Source organism: Nonomuraea sp. NPDC003214, from assembly GCF_053590035.1.
Genome location: NZ_JBSFSX010000001.1, coordinates 980,958 through 995,161, shown reverse-complemented (window position 1 = coordinate 995,161; position 14,204 = coordinate 980,958). Strand labels below are relative to the sequence as shown.

Sequence of the window (14,204 nt, the reverse complement as noted above, 5' to 3'; positions counted from 1 at the left end):
GCGAAGATGGCCGATCTCCAGGGGACGCACGCGGTCGAGGTGCGGGGCGACGTCGTCACCAAGCGCTACAAGGAGGAGAAGCCGGGCGCGGCCGAGCGCGAGTGGCGGGCACTGACCCTGCTGGCCCGCTACGCGCCCGGGCTCGCGCCCCGGCCCATCTCCAACGAGGGCGGCGTGATCATGTCCCGCATCGACGGCGTCCCGCTGCGCGGCCTGGCCGACGCGCCCGCGCACGCCGCCGACCTGGCCGCCGCGCTCGCCGAGCTGCACGCCGCCGTCCCGCCGCAGGCCCTCGCCGGCGTGCCCGTACGCCGCTGGGGCCCGCAGGCGCTGGCCGGTCAGGTCAGGCAGTGGTGCGAGCAGTGGCAGCCCAGGGACCCGGCGGCCGACCGCGCCGTGAGCGAGGGCTGCCGGTGGCTGGAGCGGTGGCGGCCGAGCGAGGGCGACCCGCCGGTGCTCGGCGCCGGTGACGGCAACCTGGCCAACTTCCTGTGGGACGGCGAACGGGTGCGGATCGTCGACTTCGAGGACTCCGGCCGCAGCGACCGCGTCTACGAGCTGGCGGAGCTGTCGCAGCACGTCTCCATGTGGGTCGACGGCGAGGTCGACGTCCTGCGCCACGTCGAGCTCACCGCCGCCGAGCGGGCCCGGCTGCGCGAGTGCAGCAGGCTCCACGCGCTCACCTGGCTGTTCCTGCTGTCGGGGGAGGGCCCGCGCAACCCGCCCGGCACCTTCCGCCGCCAGGTCGAGCGGGTCCTCGCCGTGCTGGAGGCGTGAGGCGGCTCAGCCCGCGAGCACCCCGAGCAGGTGGCTGACCTCGCGCGACACCGCGTCGCGACCGGCCTTGACGTACTTGCGCGGGTCGACGACCTTGCCGTCGTGGTCCAGGTAGTCGCGGATCGCGCCGGTGAACGCCTTGTTCAGGTGGGTGGCGATGTTGACCTTCTTCATGCCCTGGCGCACCGCCTCGCGCAGGATCTCGTCGGGCACGCCGGACGAGCCGTGCAGCACCAGCGGCACCGGCAGGGCCGCCCGCAGCTCGCCGATGAGGCCCAGGTCGAGCACGGCGTCCTTGGTGGTCATCGCGTGCGAGGTGCCGACGGCCACGGCCAGCGCGTCGACGCCGGTCCTGGCCACGTAGTCGGCCGCCTCGTGCGGCTTGGTGCGGGCGCCGGGGGCGTGCACGCCGTCCTTGCCGCCGACCTCGCCCAGCTCGGCCTCCACCCAGACGCCGCGCTCGTGGCACCAGGCGGTCACCTCGGCGGTGGCGGCCACGTTCGCCTCGTCGGGCAGCGCGGAGGCGTCGTACATGACCGAGCCGATCCCGAGCGTGACGGCCTCCTCGACCAGCGCGCGGTCGGTGGCGTGGTCGAGGTGCACCGCGACCGGGACCTCCGCGCGGCGGGCGACCGCGAGCGAGGCGAGCGCGATCGGCTCCAGCGCGCCGTGGTAGCGGACGCAGTTCTCGCTGATCTGGAGCACCACGGGCAGGCCGAGGGCCTCCGCGCCCGCGACGATGGCGGTGGCGTGCTCCAGCTGGATGACGTTGAACGCGCCCACCCCGGCGGGTGACTCACGGACGATGTCGCCGATTCCGGCGAGCGGCATGACGGGCTCCTTCTACACGATCTCGATGAGGGGGTGGACGTGCGCGTACACGTCGCGGTCGAAGTCGCCCGCGACGGGCGCGGCCACGGCGGCGGCGCCCAGCGCCGCCGCCCGCCGCAGCTGCTCGGGCCACGGCGACCGTTCCACCAGGCCGAGCGCGAGCCCGGCCACCAGCGCGTCGCCGGCCCCGGTGGGGTTGCCGTCGACCTTGTACGGCATGCGCGCCCGCAGGACGCCCCCGGCGGTGACCGCCAGCAGGCCCGCCTCGCCCTGGGAGACGACGACGGCCTCGGCGCCCCGCTCGCGCAGCGCCTGGGCGCCTTCCTCGGGGGTGCCGTGCGGGACGGCCCTGGCCAGCTCCTCGGCGTTGGGCTTGACGACGGCGGGCCGGCCGCCGGGCGCGTGCCTGAGCGGCTCGCCGTCGGCGTCGACGATCGCCGGCACGCCGCGGGCGGCGGCGACGGCGGCGAGCCTGGCGTAGACGTCGGCGGGGACGCCCTGCGGCAGGCTCCCGGAGATGACCACCGCCCGCGCGCCGTCGAGCAGCGACTCATAGTGAGTCAGGAAATTTCCCAGCTCGTCCTCGGAGACCCGGGGCCCGGGCTCGTTGAACAGCGTCGCGCCGGAGGGCTGCGACACCGCGAGCGTGGTGCGCGACTCCCCGGCGATCGGCGCCAGCGCGGCGGGCAGCCCCGCCGCGCCCAGGTCGGCCTCGATCGCCCGGCCGGTCGGCCCGCCCGCCAGCCCGGTGACCAGCACCTCCTGCCCGAGCGCCGCGAGCACGCGGGCCACGTTGACGCCCTTGCCGCCCGCCCGCCGGTGCACGGCGGCCACCCGGTTGACCCCGTCCCACTCGACGGCGGGCACCTGGTAGGTCACGTCGAGGGCGGCGTTGAGCGTCACGGTGAGGATCATCGAGGCTCCGTGATCCAGACGCCGCGCTTCATCACTCCGGCCACCTCCAGCTCGTCGGTCAAAACCACCAGGTCGGCCGACTTGCCGACGGCGATCGAGCCGGCCCGGTCGGCCAGGCCGAGCACCCGGGCCGGCGTCAGCGAGGCGATCTGCGCCGCGTCGGGCAGCGACAGCCCCATGTCCTGGACGGCCCGCCGGAACGCCACGTCCATGGTCAGCGTGGAACCCGCGATCGAGCCGCCCTCGACCAGGCGGGCGACGCCGTCGAGGACGCGGACGCCCATCGGCCCGAGCCCGTACTCGCCGTCGCCGAGCCCGGCCGCCATCATCGCGTCGGTCACCAGCGCCGTGCGCCCCGGCCCGGCCACCTCGCAGGCCAGCCTCAGCATGGCCGGGTGCACGTGGACGCCGTCGTTGATCAGCTCGACCGTGACCCGCTCGTCCTCCAGCAGGGCCGCGATCGGGCCCGGGTCGCGGTGGCCGAGCTGCGGCATCGCGTTGTAGAGGTGGGTGGCGACGGTGACGCCGGCCTCGATCGTCTCGCGGGTCAGGTCGTAGTCGGCGCTGGTGTGGCCGAGCGCCGCGATCACGCCCTCGGAGACGGCCAGCCTGATCGTGTCGAGCGCGCCGGGCAGCTCGGCGGCGATGGTCAGCATGCGCACGTGCCCGCGCCCGGCCTTGAGCAGCCCGGAGAACTCCTGCGGCGACGGCTCGCGCAGCAGCGCCGGGTTGTGCGCGCCGCAGCGCGATTTGGCGATGTAGGGGCCCTCGAAGTGGATGCCGGCCAGCAGGCCGTCGTCGCACAGGTCGGCCAGCGCCGAGGCCGCGGCGGACAGCCGGTCGATCGAGTCGGTGACCAGGCTGGCCACCAGGGTCGTGGTGCCGTGGCGCTCGTGCAGCGCCACCGCCTCACGTGCTTGTTCCTGCTCGCCGGTCGGGAACGACCCGCCCGCGCCGCCGTGGTTGTGCATGTCGACGAAGCCGGGCACGACGTGCCGCCCGCCCAGGCTGTGACCCGGGCGGGGGGCGCTTCCGTGACCGACGTGCGTGATGCTGCCGTCTTCGATGGTCAGCCACCCCTCGTGCACTCCCTCGGGGGTCACGATGCGGGCGTCGGCGAGAGTAAGGCTCATGGAGAAAGGATCACAGATCGCGTGAGGTGCATGGGCTCGTCGGGGTTCAGTCCGCGGGCGAACGCGCGGGCCACCGCGACCCGCTGGGCCCGGATCAGCTCGGCCATCGGGTCGAGCCCGCTCTCCACGAACGTGCCGCCGGTGGCCTCGACCTGCGCGCTCAGCCCCTCGGGGGCGGTGCCGAGCATCCAGGTGACGCGGCCGGGCCCGGCGATGCTGATGGGGCCGTGGCGGTATTCCATCGCCGGGTACGCCTCCGTCCACGAGCGGGACGCCTCGCGCATCTTCAGCGCGGCCTCCTGCGCCAGGCCGACCGACCAGCCGGAGCCCAGGAACGTGAACTGCTCGGCGGCGACCAGCTCGTCCGGCAGCGGCTCGGCCAGGGTCAGCTCCGCGTCGGCGACGGCCTGGCTCAGGTCCTCGCCGAGGCTGGCGCGCAGCAGCGCGAGCTGGGTGGTGGCGAATCGGGTCTGCACGACCGACCGCTCGTCGGCGTAGTCGAGCACGACGAGCTCGTCGGCGGCGGTCCTGATCGGCGTCTCGGGGTCGGCGGTGATGGCCGTGGCCGGGATGTCGATCCGGTTGAGCAGGTCGAGCACCTCGGTGGTGGTGCCCGACCGGGTGAGCGCGAGCACGCGGTCGTAGCGCCGCCCGGCGGGAACCTCGGACGCGGCGAACGCGTCGGTCTCGCCCTGCCCGGCGCCTTCGCGCAGCGCGGCGTAGGCCATCGCGATGAACCAGGAGGTGCCGCAGCCGACGACGGCGACCCGCTCGCCCGGCTGGGGCAGCGCGCCCGCCGGGACGGCGGCGACGGCACGGCGCCAGCACTCGGGCTGGGACGCGATCTCGGCCTCGGTATGGGTGGACAACGCTTACCTCCGGATGTTCGTTTCTGCGTTGTTTATAGCAGAATAGAGCAGTAATGGACGCCGGTGGATCGGATCCCCGCGGCTGTGCCACGCTTGCCCCCTGACGGATCTGGCGAAGGGAGGCTGATCGTGTCCCGTTACGATCGGTGGAACGCGATTCTCGAGCTGCTCAGCCAGGAAGGCCGCCTGACCGTCGAGGAGGCGGCCCAGGCGCTCGACGTCTCCACCGCGACGATCCGCCGCGACTTCGACCAGCTCGCGCAGCAGCAGATGCTCATGCGCACGCGCGGCGGCGCGGTCGCCCAGAGCGTCAGCTACGACCTGCCGCTGCGCTACAAGACGGCCAGGCACGCCGACGAGAAACAGCGCATCGCCGCTGCCGCCGCCGAGCTCGTCCGGCCCGGCGCGGTCGTCGGCATGAACGGCGGCACCACCACCTCCGAGCTGGCCCGCACCCTCGCCACGCAGGCCACGCTGGAGTCGGGCTTCACGATCGTCACCAACGCGCTCAACATCGCCGCCGAGCTGACCGTGCGCCGTCACGTCAAGATCGTCGTCACGGGCGGGGTGGCCAGGCAGCAGTCCTACGAGCTGATCGGCCCGCTCGCCTCCGGGGTGCTCGACCAGGTGACGATGGACGTGGCCTTCCTCGGCGTCGACGGCCTGGACGTGACGCTGGGCGCGTCGGCGCATCACGAGGGTGAGGCGGCGGTCAACCATCAGCTCATCAGCCGGGCCGGGCACGTCGTGGTGGTGGCGGATTCCTCAAAAATCGGTAAGAGGGCATTTTCCCGTATCTGCCCCATCGAGCAGATCGACACGCTCGTCACCGACGCCCTGCTCCCCGACGACTCCGCCGCCGCCCTCACCGAAGCCGGCGTCAAGGTGATCCGCGCCTGACCACTGACCACCCCGGGGGCAGGTGATCCGGGGTTGAACGGGTAAGTATGGGATCAATGCAGCCCATACCCAGGGGGAGTCATGGCGGCGGGAAGGGGCGTGGCCCGGCTGGGGCCCGCCGAGCGCGGCGCGGCGCTGGAGACGATGGCCGCGCGCGAGCTGGACGTGGTCGTGGTCGGCGGCGGCGTGGTCGGCGCGGGCATCGCGCTGGACGCCGCCACGCGCGGCCTGGAGGTGGGCCTGGTCGAGGCCCGCGACTTCGCCTCGGGCACCTCCTCACGCTCGTCCAAGCTCATCCACGGCGGCCTGCGCTATCTCGAACAGCTCAACTTCGAGCTGGTCAGGGAGGCCCTTCAGGAGCGCGCCCTGCTGCTCCAGCGGATCGCCCCCCACCTGGTGCGGCCGGTGCCGTTCCTGTTCCCGATGACCCACTTCGGCTGGGAGCGCCCGTACGTGGGGGCCGGGGTGGCGCTCTACGACACGCTCGGGTTCGCCACCGGGCTGACCAGGGGCGTGCCGGGGCACCGGCACCTGTCGAGGAGCCGGGCGCTGCGGCTGGCCCCGGCGCTCAAGCGCACCGCGTTCACCGGCGCCGTGCAGTACTGGGACGCGCAGGTCGACGACGCCCGGTACGTGATGACGATGCTGCGCACCGCCGCCACCTACGGCGCGCAGGTGGCGCCGCGCGCCCAGGCGGTCGGGTTCCTGCGCGAGGGCGAGCGGGTGACCGGGGTGCGGGTGCGCGACCTGGAGACCGGCGACGAGCTGGACGTGCGGGCGCAGCAGGTGGTCAACGCCACCGGCGTGTGGACCGACGACATCCAGGAGCTGGTGGGCGGGCGCGGGCAGATCCACGTGCGTGCGTCCAAGGGCATCCACCTGGTGGTGCCGCGTGACCGCATCCACTCCCTGACGGGGCTCATATTGCGTACGGAGAAGTCCGTGCTGTTCGTGATCCCGTGGGGCAGGCACTGGATCATCGGCACCACCGACACCGAGTGGACGCTCGACAAGGCGCACCCGGCGGCGTCCCGGGCCGACATCGACTATCTGCTCGACCACGTCAACGCCGTCCTGTCGGTGCCGCTGACCAGGGACGACGTGGAGGGCGTCTACGCGGGGCTGCGCCCGCTGCTGTCGGGCGAGTCGGACGAGACGTCCAAGCTGTCGCGCGAGCACGTGGTGGCGCACCCGGTGCCGGGGCTGGTGATGATCGCGGGCGGCAAGTACACGACGTACCGGGTCATGGCCAAGGACGCCGTCGACGCCGTGGCGCACGGGCTGGACCAGCGGGTGCCGCGCTCGTGCACGGACCGGATCCCGCTGGCCGGGGCGGAGGGCTACCAGGCGCTGTGGAACGCCAGGCACCGGCTCGCGCACGAGTCCGGGCTGCACGTGGCCAGGATCGAGCACCTGCTCCAGCGCTACGGCTCGCTCATCGACGAGGTGCTGGAGCTGATCGACGAGGACCCGTCGCTGGCCAGGCCGCTGGCCGGGGCCGACGACTACCTGCGCGCCGAGGTGGTGCACGCCGCCACCCACGAGGGCGCCCGGCATCTCAACGACGTGCTGACACGCCGTACGCACATCTCGATCGAGACCTTCCACCGCGGCCTGGCGGTGGCGCAGGAGGCCGCCGAGCTGCTCGCCGGGCCGCTGGGCTGGGACGGCGAGCAGGTCAAGCGGGAGGTCGAGTACTTCACCAAGCGGGTGGAGGCCGAGCGGCTGTCGCAGGAGCAGGACACCGACCACGCGGCCGACGCGATCAGACTGGGCGCGCCCGAGATCGTGCCGGTGGCCGCGCCCGAGCGGTCATGACCCGAGCGGGATCCAGCCTCGTTCGGCGAGCGTGGCGGCGTCGTTGACCTGGACTCCCGTGGCGGAGAACGTCCAGATGGCGTCACCGATGATCATCGAGCGCTGGATGCCCGGCTGGTAGGACTCGCCGCGCGGGGCCGGGTGCTCGATCAGGCCGACCTTGGCGATCTCCGTGTCGGTGATCTTCAGCACCATCGCGCCCGTCCGCTGGTCGCCCTCGGTGTAGCTGCTGAGCGGGATGACCGCGGTGCCGGTCTTGGGCCAGTAGAGGAACGCGTGCGGGTCCCATTCGGCCTCGGAGCCGGAGTTCTTCTGGAAGAACTGCGACAGCCTGGCCGGCTTGGCGGGGTCGGCCACGTCGAACAGCGAGACCTGGGTGCCGCGGGTGCGGCCCTCCTCGCTCGCCTCCTGGCCGATGCCGATCAGCCGGCCGTCGCCCGCCGGGTGCAGGTACGCCGAGTAGCCGGTGATCTTCAGCTCGCCGGTGACCCTGGGGGCGGCCGGGTCGCGCAGGTCCAGCGTGTAGAGCGGGTCCACCTGGCGGAAGGTGACGACGTAGCCGACCGGGCCGATGAACCTGACGGAGTAGATGCGCTCGCCGCCGCCCAGGCCGCCGACCTTGCCGACCTCGGCCAGGGTCGCGGCGTCGAGCACGTGCACGCTGCTGGAGCTCGTCCTGGCGTCGGCCGAGTTGAGCGTGGTGGCCACGCGCAGGCGGCCCTCGTGCTCGGAGAGCGAATACTGGTTGAGCAGCCGGCCGGGCACCTTCCCGGAGGCCACGTACGCGGGGGCGCCGGGGCCGCCGGCGTCGAAGCGGTGCACCTCGGTCTCCTCCGGCGGCAGCTTCGGCTCCGCGGGCGTCGGCTCGTCGGCGGGCGGCACCGGGGTGTCGCTGAGGGCGACGGCGATGGGCGACCACCAGCGCGGGTTGCTGGCCACGTACAGGCTGCGGCCGGTGCCGTACACGATGTCGCCGTCGGCGGCGAGGCTGATCGGGTCGGTGCCGGCGGCGGTGAGCCCCTGCGCGAGGTCGAGCGTGTGCACGGTCAGCAGCGAGGTGCCGGTGTAGTCGTCCGGGTGGCTGACCCGCTCGCACGGCACCCGCTTCTTGGTCGTGGCCCCGGCGGCGTCGGTGATCTCGATCTCGGGCAGCCAGGCGTCGGCCGGGGCCTGGCGGATCGCCTGCTGGTTGACCTTGGTCCGCTCGGCCTCCGGCATGGTGTCCTTGGGCTGCGGGAACGTGATGTCGGGCTGGCTGCGGGTGATCAGCCGGACGGTCGAGCCGACCATGCGGGCGTCGACGTGGGAGCCCTCCGGCGTGACCGAGCCGAGGACCTTCGGCTGCCCGGCCAGGTCCACGAGCACGTAGCGGGTGTCGCCGACGGGGGCGAAGCCTCGGTAGAGGGCCGGGCCGCCCTGGAACATCACCAGCGCCCGGTCGCCGGAGACGAGCAGGCTGCTGGGCGCGTAGCCGCGGTCCTCGGTGTCGGCCAGGTCGAGCGTGGCGGTGACCTTCCTGGTCGCGGTGTCGATGACGCGCAGGGTGCCGCCGTTGACGGTGAAGACGCGATCGCCGTCGGTCTTGACCAGGTCCGGCTCGTCCACGCCAGCCTCGTGCACGTTCGTGGTGGAGTGGTCGGGGGTCTGGGCGACGTCGCTCTCCTGGGTGACCGCCGCCCGGTCCTCCGCCTTGAACATGACGGGTCCGCCGCCGAAGCCCCACGGGCCGACGTTCTCGGCGGCCTTCTCGCGCAGGCCGGCGAGCAGGTCGTCGCAGCCGCTGTAGGCGACCAGGCGGACGGCTCCCAGCCGCGTCTTCTCGACGGTCGGCGGGCCGGCCGGGGTGGGGGTGGTGCAGGCGGCCAGGGCCGTCGCGAGGGCCGCGACGGCGATGACCGGGCGGATCGGGGTCTTCATGCCCTCCTTCACGGATCGGACGCCCGGCCGGTTCACGGGTCAGCGGGGATTGACCGTGTAGATCGGGCTGAAATCGACGTCTTCGGCGATGTCGAGCAGCTTGCGCACCAGCTTGCCCCGGAAGTCGACCACCTGGACCGCGTCCCTGGCCTCGTTGTCCTGCTCCCAGCAGTAGAGGTGCTTCTCGTCGTACCAGCCGAGGACCTTGTCGCAGTCGGAGGTGAAGGCGCGCGAGCGCTTGCCCGTCCTGGAGTCCCACACGCAGTGGTCGCCGTCGCCGCCGCCGGGGCAGTTGGTGACGAACAGCGCGCCCGAGGGAGAGAACATGGCCGACGTGCCCGACGCGAGCTCGCCGATGCGGGGGACGTCGCGCAGCTTCCTGCCGGCGGCGTCGTAGAAGCGCAGGCTCTTGTTCTTGCCGCCGTAGACGTTGACCGCGCCCTGCTCCTCGCCGTCCCAGCCGAAGCCGGTCTCGCGGACCTGCCTGTCACGCACCAGCGACAGCTTGGGGAACCGGCCGGCGACGTCGACGACGGCGAAGCCGATGTAGTACCACTCGTCGCCCGTCTCCTCCTCGATGTTGAGCAGGATCTTGGTGCCGTCCTGGGACCACGACCGGATCGTGCTCTCCAGCGGCGCCTTCACCGTCGTGACCGTGGTCTTCTCGCCGGTCTTCTGGTCGATGATGTCGATGTAGTCGTAGTTGTCGGAGTTGAACTCCTTGCCGCGCGCCGCCAGGTAGCGGCCGTCGGGGGAGACCATCGACTCCTTGTTGCGCGGATATTTGGCGAATTTTCCGCGTAACGACTTTCTTGCGTAGTCCGTCCACTCCTTGCCCGACTCGTTGTAGACCTCGTACGAGGTGAGCGTGATCGCGTCGGACGGGTGCTCGTAGACCGTCGCCGAGGCGCCCGGCAGCGCCCTGGCCGTGCCCCTGGCCGGGACCGCCGTGACCGCCGTGCGCTCCGGCGCCGGCGGGTCGGTGGTCCGGGCGGAGCCGGACCGGCCGGGGGAGGGCGACTGCGTGGCGGCCACCGAGGTTCGGTCGAGCCGGATGATCGTCACGATTCCGGCCAGCAGCAGCAGCGCGCAGCCCAGCGTCACCCCCATGATCAGCGCCGTCCTGGACGAGCGGCGGCGCGGCTGCGGACGGCCGCTCGGATGGGTGACCGGCTGGTAGGGGCCGGGCGGCGCCCACGGCTGCGCATGCTGAGGGGCGGGGGCGGGGGAGGGGGCGTGGACCGGGCCGGCGGCCGAGGCCGCCGAGCCCTGCGCGAGGATGCCGGACCCCGGCGCCATCGGCCGCTGGAGCAGCCGCATGATCACCTGCTCGGCGGTGGGCCGCTGCGCCGGATCCTTGCTCAGGCAGGCCAGCACGACCTCGCGCAGCGTGCCGTCGAGCTCGATGAGGTCGGGCGGCTGGTTGAGCACCCGGTTGATCACCGCGGGCATGGTGTCGCTGCCGAACGGGGCCCGCCCTGACGCGGCGTAGGCCATCGTGCCCGCCCACGAGAACATGTCGGCCGCCGGGCCCACCTGGTGTCCCAGGACCTGCTCCGGCGGCATGTAGGACGGCGTGCCGACCGGCATGTTGCTGATCGTCGAGGTCGCGTCGAGCGCCCGCGCGATGCCGAAGTCGATCACCCGCGGCCCGTCGGCGCCCAGGATGACGTTGGCCGGCTTGAAGTCGCGGTGCACGATCCCGGCCTGGTGGATCGCGGCCAGCGCGGTCGCGGTGCCGATGGCCAGCCGGTGCAGCGCCGACCCGGCGCGCGGCCCCTCCTGCTGGACGACCCGCTGGAGCGACGGGCCCTCGATGAACTCGCTGACGATGTAGGGCCTGTCGTGCTCGACGCCGGTGCCGAGGACCGCCGCGGTGCAGAACGGCGCCACCTGCCGGGCCACCTGGACCTCGCGCAGGAACCGCCCGACGCTCACCTCGTCGCCGGCGGACTCGGGGCGCAGCCACTTGACCGCGACCTGGGTGCCCGAGGGGTCCCTGGCCAGGAAGACCTCGCCCTGCCCGCCCTCGCCCAGACGGCCCAGCAGCTCCAGTCCGCCGATGCTGGGCGGGTCTCCGGCTCTGAGCGGCGCTATGTCTGGCATGAACGAATTCTGTCCCAGGTCAGGAGAGGGCAAAAACTACCCGCCGGTAGGTTCACGGAATATCCTTTCGCCATGCACCTGACGACCAGCGGCGGCACCCAGCGGATCACTGCCCCCTTCACCGGTGAGGCCCTCGCCGAGCTGAGCCTGTCCGGCGCCGACGACGTGCGCGAGGCGTACCGGCGGGCCAGGGAGGCGCAGGCGGAGTGGGCCGCGCGGCCGGTCGCCGAGCGGGCGCGGCCGTTCCTGCTGCTGCACGACGCCCTGCTGGACCGGCGCGACGAGATCCTCGACCTGCTCCAGGACGAGACCGGCAAGGCCCGCAAGCACGCGTTCGAGGAGGTGCTCGACGTCGCCGGCTGCACGCTCTACTACGCGCGCCGCGCCGCCGGGCTGCTCGCGCCGCAGCGGCGCAAAGGCATCTTCCCCGTCGCGACGAGGGTCGCCGAGCTGCGCCGGCCCAAGGGCGTGGTCGCGCTGATCACCCCGTGGAACTACCCGCTGGCCCTCGGCGTCACCGACGCGGTGCCCGCGCTGCTGGCCGGCAACGCGCTGGTGCACAAGCCCGACACGCAGACCGCGCTGTCCACCCGGTGGGCCGTCGACCTGCTCGTGGAGCTCGGCATGCCGCGCGAGATCTGGCAGATCGTGCTCGGCGAGCCCGACGTCATCGGTGACGCGCTGTTCGACGGCGCCGACTACGTGGCCTTCACCGGCTCCACACGCGGCGGAAGGAAGGTCGCCGAGGAGGCGGCCAAGCGGCTCATCGGCTGCTCGCTGGAGCTGGGCGGCAAGAACCCGATGGTGGTCCTCGACGACGCCGACCTGGACCAGGCCGTGCTCGGCGCGGTGCGGGCGAGCTTCGCCAACGCCGGGCAGTTCTGCATGTCGATCGAGCGGATCTATGTGCCCTCGTCCATGTTCGAGGCGTTCGCCTCCCGGTTCGCCCGGCAGGTCGGCAACCTGAAGGTGGGGCCGGGGCGCGACTGGTCGGTCCAGATGGGCTCGCTCACCTTCCAGCGGCAGCTCGACGCGGTCGCCGCGCACGTCGACGACGCGGTGGCGCGCGGCGCGACCGTGCTGGCCGGCGGCCGGGCCAGGCCCGACCTGGGGCCGCTGTTCTACGAGCCGACCGTGCTGACCGGCGTCACCGAGGACATGGAGCTGTGCCGCAACGAGACGTTCGGCCCGGTGGTCGCGCTCTACCCGTACGACACCGAGGACCAGGCGGTCGAGCTGGCCAACGACACCGTCTACGGGCTGAACGCCGCCGTGTGGACCGGCGACCCGGCGCGCGGCCGCGCGTTCGCCGCCCGCCTCGACGCGGGCACGGTCAACGTCAACGAGGGGTACGGGGCCGCGTACGCCTCCTATGACGCGCCGATGGGCGGGATGAAGGCGTCCGGCCTGGGGCGCAGGCACGGGGCCGAGGGGCTGCTGCGCTACACCGAGGCGCAGACCGTGGCCTCGCAGGCGAGCTGGCTGGGGTTCGAGCCGCCGTTCGACCTGACGTACGAGAAGTGGTCCGAGGTGCTGGTGACGACGCTCAAGACGATGAAGCGGCTGCGGCTGAAGTGAGCCGCCCGAGTCACAGGGACTCGATCTCGTCCAGCAGCGCCACGAGCGCGCGGTCGTCCGTCGCCGGGGACATCACGGTGATCCTCAGGTGGCGGACGCCGTCCAGCTCGGTGGAGCTCAGGTGGAAGGAGCCGTCGCGCATCAGCCGCTCCCGGATCGCCGCCTGGTCGCCGTCGCCGTGGCGGAAGCAGACGATGTTGCTCTGCGGCTCGTACGGCGCCGTGAAGCCGGGCCGGTCGCGGGCGAGCTCCCAGAACCGGTGCGCGGTGTCGTACCGCCCGGCCACGTACTCGCCCAGGCCGCGCTCGCCGCGCCAGGCCAGGTTCAGGAAGATCTTCAGCCCGAGCTCGGCCTTGGTGCACTCGACCGTGCGGGTGATGAGGTCGAAGCCCTGGTCGCCGTAGAAGAGGTAGCTGGCCTCCTGCTTGAAGGCGGCGTCCAGGTCGGCCTCGCGCCGCACGAGCACGGCGGCGGCCAGTGACGAGGTGCGCAGCATCTTGTGCGCGTCCCAGACGACCGAGTCGGCCAGCTCGATCCCGTCGAGCAGGTGCGCGTGGCGGTCCGACAGCAGGGCCGAGGCGCCGTGCGCGGCGTCCACGTGGAACCAGACGCCGTGCTCGCGGCACCAGGCGCCGATGGCGCGCAGGTCGTCGTACAGGCCGGTGCCGGTGGCGCAGGCCGACGCGACCAGGGCCATCACCCTCTTCCCGGAGACGTCGGGCAGCTTGGCGGGGTCGATCCGCCCCAGCGCGTCCGTCTCCAGCGGGACCAGCGCCCGCTGTCCGAGCCCGAGGATCGACGCCGCCCGCGCGATCGAGTAGTGCGCCGCCGGCGGGGCCAGGATCACCAGGTCGCCCGGCACGCCGTCGTCCCAGGCGTCCGGCACCGCCCGCGCCCGCGCCGCAAGCAGCGCGGTCAGGTTCGCCAGCGAGCCGCCGTGCGTCAGCACGCCGCCGCCCGCCGGGAAGCCCACCTTGCCCAGCATCCAGCGCAGCACCTCGAACTCCACCGTGGCCGCCGCCGCGCCCATCTCGTAGACGGCCATCGGGTTGTTCGTGGCGCCGTGCACGAAGTCGGCGAGCGCGGCCGGGAAGTCCGGCGAGGCGACCTGATGGGCGAGAAAGCCGGGGTGGTGAAGCCTGGTGCCCTCCTCCAGGAACGTCCGCAGGAAGCCCCGGTAGGCGTCGGGCGTCAGGCCGCCCTTCACGATCAGGTCCCGCAGGCCCAGCCGCTCGGCCAGCTCGCGTGGCGGCGTGCGCCGCAGCACCGGGGCCTCGCCCCGCTGGCTCACGTCGACGTACGCGGCCAGCTCGCCGACCGTGATGCCGGCCGCTTCGGTGAACTCCTCAATGTTCCACAT

The 14,204-nt window shown here is 72.9% G+C and carries 11 protein-coding genes; 4 read left to right on the top strand and 7 right to left on the bottom strand.

Annotated features, from left to right (window positions below; all coding sequences use genetic code 11):
• Positions 1 to 6: 6 nt before the first annotated feature.
• Complete coding sequence (locus tag ACWDXC_RS04565) at positions 7 to 777, top strand: phosphotransferase (RefSeq protein WP_449978015.1); 771 nt, start codon at positions 7 to 9, stop codon at positions 775 to 777.
• A 6-nt stretch (positions 778 to 783) separates the two neighbouring features.
• Here ACWDXC_RS04565 and ACWDXC_RS04560 read toward each other — a convergent pair whose 3' ends face one another.
• From ACWDXC_RS04560 to ACWDXC_RS04545, 4 genes are read right to left on the bottom strand one after another with little or no spacing between them, the layout of a single operon-like run.
• Positions 784 to 1,608: a class II fructose-bisphosphate aldolase gene (locus tag ACWDXC_RS04560; protein ID WP_364173684.1), complete on the bottom strand. Its 825-nt coding sequence runs from the start codon at positions 1,606 to 1,608 to the stop codon at positions 784 to 786.
• A gap of 12 nt (positions 1,609 to 1,620) precedes the next feature.
• Entirely contained in the window at positions 1,621 to 2,523 is a 903-nt protein-coding gene (locus ACWDXC_RS04555) for a 1-phosphofructokinase family hexose kinase (protein ID WP_449978013.1), read from the bottom strand.
• Entirely contained in the window at positions 2,520 to 3,656 is a 1,137-nt protein-coding gene (nagA, locus tag ACWDXC_RS04550) for an N-acetylglucosamine-6-phosphate deacetylase (protein WP_449978011.1), read from the bottom strand. The genes ACWDXC_RS04555 and nagA overlap by 4 nt, the downstream gene beginning before the upstream one ends.
• Positions 3,653 to 4,525, bottom strand: coding sequence for an SIS domain-containing protein (locus ACWDXC_RS04545; protein ID WP_449978009.1), 873 nt, complete (start codon positions 4,523 to 4,525; stop codon positions 3,653 to 3,655). Before ACWDXC_RS04545 ends, nagA begins: the two co-directional genes overlap by 4 nt.
• A gap of 129 nt (positions 4,526 to 4,654) precedes the next feature.
• Between ACWDXC_RS04545 and ACWDXC_RS04540 the strand changes: the two genes are divergently transcribed.
• Positions 4,655 to 5,425 (top strand): DeoR/GlpR family DNA-binding transcription regulator, encoded by a 771-nt coding sequence (locus ACWDXC_RS04540; RefSeq protein WP_219500531.1) that lies wholly within the window; start codon positions 4,655 to 4,657, stop codon positions 5,423 to 5,425.
• Between the two features lie 81 nt (positions 5,426 to 5,506).
• Positions 5,507 to 7,243, top strand: coding sequence for a glycerol-3-phosphate dehydrogenase/oxidase (locus ACWDXC_RS04535; protein WP_449978006.1), 1,737 nt, complete (start codon positions 5,507 to 5,509; stop codon positions 7,241 to 7,243).
• Here ACWDXC_RS04535 and ACWDXC_RS04530 read toward each other — a convergent pair.
• Positions 7,238 to 9,160: a beta-propeller domain-containing protein gene (locus ACWDXC_RS04530; protein WP_449978004.1), complete on the bottom strand. Its 1,923-nt coding sequence runs from the start codon at positions 9,158 to 9,160 to the stop codon at positions 7,238 to 7,240. The two genes, ACWDXC_RS04535 and ACWDXC_RS04530, sit on opposite strands and share 6 nt — an antisense overlap.
• A gap of 39 nt (positions 9,161 to 9,199) precedes the next feature.
• Positions 9,200 to 11,266, bottom strand: a complete 2,067-nt coding sequence (locus tag ACWDXC_RS04525) for a protein kinase domain-containing protein (protein WP_449978002.1) — start codon at positions 11,264 to 11,266, stop codon at positions 9,200 to 9,202.
• 72 nt (positions 11,267 to 11,338) lie between these two features.
• On the opposite strand from ACWDXC_RS04525, the gene ACWDXC_RS04520 reads away from it, so the two are divergent.
• Positions 11,339 to 12,844, top strand: coding sequence for a succinic semialdehyde dehydrogenase (locus ACWDXC_RS04520; RefSeq protein ID WP_449977999.1), 1,506 nt, complete (start codon positions 11,339 to 11,341; stop codon positions 12,842 to 12,844).
• 10 nt (positions 12,845 to 12,854) lie between these two features.
• On the opposite strand, the gene ACWDXC_RS04515 is transcribed toward ACWDXC_RS04520, so the two are convergent.
• Positions 12,855 to 14,204: a pyridoxal phosphate-dependent decarboxylase family protein gene (locus ACWDXC_RS04515; protein ID WP_449977996.1), complete on the bottom strand. Its 1,350-nt coding sequence runs from the start codon at positions 14,202 to 14,204 to the stop codon at positions 12,855 to 12,857.